The 3,785-nt window shown below is 77.0% G+C and carries 1 protein-coding gene; it reads left to right on the top strand.

Annotated features, from left to right (window positions below; translation table 11 throughout):
* The first annotated feature begins 435 nt into the window (after positions 1-435).
* Entirely contained in the window at positions 436-3,651 is a 3,216-nt protein-coding gene (locus tag ACFWVV_RS37655; protein WP_384350542.1) for a sacsin N-terminal ATP-binding-like domain-containing protein, read from the top strand.
* Positions 3,652-3,785 lie beyond the last annotated feature (134 nt).

The raw sequence follows: 3,785 nt of genomic DNA, 5'->3' as shown, positions 1-3,785 counted from the left end.
CCCCTGAGTACTCAGGGGCGCGGGGAACTGCGCGAACAACCACTCACGCACCCGCAGGCAAGCCACAGCCCCGCGGCCAGTGGTTTAGGGGAGGGGCGGGGAGGGGCAACAGCCCGCCGCAGGCGCGACACACCTTGCCGACGCCACGCGGCGCCAGCCGCACAAGGGCACAGCGGAAAGGGGCGGGGTGGGGAACGGCCCCGCACAGCGGACCCCGCGGTCGGGCGCGGCCCCGGGCAACGGACCCTCGCAGAGCACGGGGTGTGGTCCAGGGCGCAGCCCCGGGCAACGTGCCTCCGCGCCCCCGGTGCAACGGACCCCAGCCGGCCCCCGGGGCCAGCCCCGGAGGGATGGATCGGGAGCAGGTGGGCAGGGGCACGAGCCCGCGCGCGATACGTTGCACGCCGCGAACACCCCCACAGAGCGGAGCACCCCGTGAGCGTCCAGGCCCCGGCCCCCGACGGCGGCGACCCCACCACTCCCGGCGACCCGTTCGGCACCGCCCGGCTGCGGCGCGGGGTGCTTGACGCCTGGGCGGCGACCCCCGCCCGGTTCCGCGAGGACGCCAACGCCGAGGAGGACCTCGCCCTCGGCGGCTACCGCGACCGCCTCGTCGTCGAGCTCGCCCAGAACGCCGCCGACGCCGCCGGCCGGGCCGGGCTGACCGGCCGGCTGCGCCTGACCCTGCACCCGGGCACCGCCGACAGCCCGCCCGTGCTCGCCGCCGCCAACACCGGCGCCCCGCTGGACGCCGCCGGCGCCGAATCCCTCAGTACGCTGCGCGCCTCCGCCAAGCGCGAGGACGCCGACACCGCCGTGGGCCGCTTCGGCGTCGGCTTCGCGGCCGTGCTCGCGGTGAGCGACGAGCCCGCCGTGGTCGGCCGGCACGGCGGCGTCCGCTGGTCGCTCGCCGAGGCACGCGGCATGGCGCAGGACGAGGCCCTGCGCAGCCCCGGCCTCGCCGACGAACTCCGCCGCCGCGACGGCCACGTACCCCTGCTGCGGCTGCCGCTGCCCGCCGAGGGAACCGCGCCCGCCGGTTACGACACCGTCGTCATCCTGCCGCTCCGCGACCCGGCCGCCGTCGCCCTGGTCGAGCACCTCCTCGCCGCGATCGACGACGCCCTGCTGCTGACGCTGCCCGGCCTGGCCGAGGTGGTGGTGGAGACCCCGGAGGGCATCCGCACCCTCACCCGTACGGCCGACGCGCGCGAGGACCAGCCGTACCTGCACATCACCGACACCGGCACGGTCACCGCCCCCGGCACGGTCGCCGCCCCCGGCGTGGGTACGGGCACGGGCCCCAGCACCCCCGCCCCCCGCACCACCCGCTGGCGCACCCGCTCCGCCTCCGGCCCCCTCACCAAGGACCTCCTCGCCGGCCGTCCCGTCGAGGAGCGGCTGCGGCCGCACTGGTCGCTCACCTGGGCCGTGCCCGTCGACGACGACGGGTCGCCGCTGCCGCCCCGTACCGCACGGGTCGTCCACGCCCCCACCCCCACCGACGAGCCCCTCGGCGTCCCCGCCCTGCTCATCGCCTCCTTCCCGCTCGACACCACCCGCCGCCACCCGGCCCCCGGTCCGCTCACCGACTTCCTCGTCGAGCGGGCCGCCGACGCGTACGCCGAACTCCTCGCCGCCTGGGAGCCAGTGAACGTGGGGACGATCGCCCTGGTGCCCGGGCCGCTCGGCAGGGGGGAGCTGGACGGGGCACTGCGCGCCGCGGTCGTCGCCCGGCTGCCGCGGGTCGCCTTCCTGCTGCCCGCCGCACCGACCGAGGAGCAGCCCGCACTGCGTCCCTTCGAGGCGGAAGTGGTCGAAGGGGCGGGGGAGGAGACGGTACGGGTCCTCGCCGAGGTGCTGCCGACCCTGCTGCCCGCCGGTCTCGAGCGGCGTGCCGAGCTGCGCACCCTGGGCGTCGGGCGGCTGCCGCTCGGCGACGCCATCGAGCGCATCGCGGGCGCCGAGCGCGCGCCCGGCTGGTGGCGGCGGCTGTACGAGTCGCTGGCCGGGGTGGACCCGGACCGGCTGGCCGGGCTGCCGGTGCCGCTCGCCAACGGGCGTACGGCGGTCGGACCCCGCCAGGTCCTGCTCCCGCTCCCGGACTCCGCCCCCGAGGCCGCCGAACACCTCGCCAAACTCGGTCTGCGCGTCGCCCACGCGGATGCCGCCCACCCCCTCCTCGAAAAGCTCGGCGCCCTCCCCGCGACCCCGCGTGCGGTCCTGACCACCCCCCAGGTGCGGGCCGCCGTGGCCGCCTCCCTCGACGGGGCGGACATCTGGGACGAGGACGCGCTGGACGCCGACGAACTGGTGGAGACCGTGCTCGGCCTGGTCAGGGACGCCGACCTCGAACCCGGCGACGAGCCCTGGCTGGGCGCCCTCGGGCTCCCCGACGAGGACGGCGAGACCTCGCCCGCCGGGGAGCTGGTGGTGCCGGGCAGTGCCTTCGCCCAGATCATGCGGGAGGGCGAACTCGCCCTGGCCGACCAGGAGCTGACCGACCGCTGGGGCGAGCGCACGCTCGCCGCCTGCGGGGTGCTGGCCACCTTCACCCTCGTACGGGCGACGGATGTCGTGCTCGACCCGGACGAGTTCGAGCCCCGGGACTCGGAGTTCGCGGAGCCGGACGACGCCGGGCTGCTCGACGCCGTCGACGTGTGGTGCGAGGACCTGCTCGACCAGCTGCCGGACACCCCCGTGCCGCCGGTGGCGACGGAGATCGTCGCGGTCCGCGACCTCGACCTGGTCGACGACGACAAGTGGCCGCAGGCGCTCGCCCTGCTCGCCCAGCCCCCCTTGCGGGACGCGCTGACCCAGCAGGTGCGGGTGCTGCTGCCGGACGGCACCACGCGCACCGTCCGCCCGCACGCGGCGTGGTGGCTGCGCGACCACCCGGTGCTCGACGGCCGCCGCCCCGCGGGCCTGCTCGCCGCGGGCGGTGACGCGCTCCTCGAAGGCCTCTACGACGAGGCGGACGCCACCGGCTTCGACGACGAGCAGGTGCTGCGCGCCCTGGGCGTACGGACCACGCTGGCCTCGCTCCTCGCCGAGCCGGGCGGCGCCGCGGAACTGCTCTTCCGGCTCACGGACCCGGAAGCGGACGTCAGCGAGGGGCAGCTGCACGCCCTCTACACGGCGTTGGCCGACCTCGACCCCGAGCAGGTGACGCTCCCCGACGAGCTGCGGGTGGTGATCGACGGCGACCTGGAGGTGGTGGACGCGGGCGACGCGCTGATCGCGGACGCGCCCGACCTGCTGCCGCTGACGGGTGGTCTGCCGCTCCTGCCGGTGGCCCCGTCGCGGGCGGCGGCCCTCGCGGACCTGCTCCAGGTGCGGCGGGTCAGCGAGACGGTCGAGGCGGAGGTGACCGCCGGCGGCACGGAACGCGAGGTGCCCGCCCCGGTCCGTACCCTCCTCGGCCCCGCCACCCCCACCAGCTACCTCGAACACGACGAACTGCGTGCCGGGGGCGTCGAACTGGACTGGCGGCGGACGGCCGACGGCGTGCTCCACGCCGCCACCCTGGAAGGGGTCGCGGCCGGACTCGCCTGGGCGGCGTCCCAGTGGCCGCGCCGCTTCGAGGTGGCCGCCCTGCTGGAGGACCCGACCCGCACGGCGGAACTGTCCCGGAACCGCTGGTTCGACTGACGCCGAGCGAGCGGGGACACCCGAGGGGCGGGGGGACACCCGAGGGGCGGGGGGACGCCCGGGCCGGTTCGACTGACGCCGAAGGGGCGGGGAACCCCTGTGACGCGGAAGGGGCGGGGACATCTGTCCCCGCC

Source organism: Streptomyces sp. NPDC058663 (genome assembly GCF_042716745.1).
Classification (GTDB): Bacteria; Actinomycetota; Actinomycetes; order Streptomycetales; family Streptomycetaceae; genus Streptomyces.
Note: the sequence above shows the minus strand (reverse complement) of the source record. Positions and strands in the feature narration are given on the sequence as shown.